Raw genomic sequence first — 233 nt, forward strand, 5'->3', positions numbered from 1 at the left:
TTATATTCCTGCCTCTCATGTTCCAAAAGATCAATTAAAAGCCTATCTTGAATGCACCAAAGAACTGAGTGATTATATTGATAGTATCTATGAACGGGAAGAACGCGCTTCAGCCAGATATGGACTTAATTTGTCCTATTTTTTTGATCGTGTCTCCCATCATTTATCGATTTATTCGTCCAGTAATTTAGATTTAGAAATAGAAGACTTACTCAATATCATTCAAGAGAAAC

At 33.9% G+C, this 233-nt stretch carries 1 protein-coding gene; it reads left to right on the forward strand.

All coding sequences use genetic code 11. From position 1 onward, the window contains the following. A partial coding sequence (locus tag IEX97_RS13685) for a hypothetical protein (protein WP_229776924.1) occupies positions 1 to 233 on the forward strand: 233 nt, incomplete at both ends.

This window comes from Paenalicyclobacillus cellulosilyticus, assembly GCF_014647315.1.
GTDB lineage: Bacteria > Bacillota > Bacilli > Alicyclobacillales > Alicyclobacillaceae > Alicyclobacillus_J > Alicyclobacillus_J cellulosilyticus.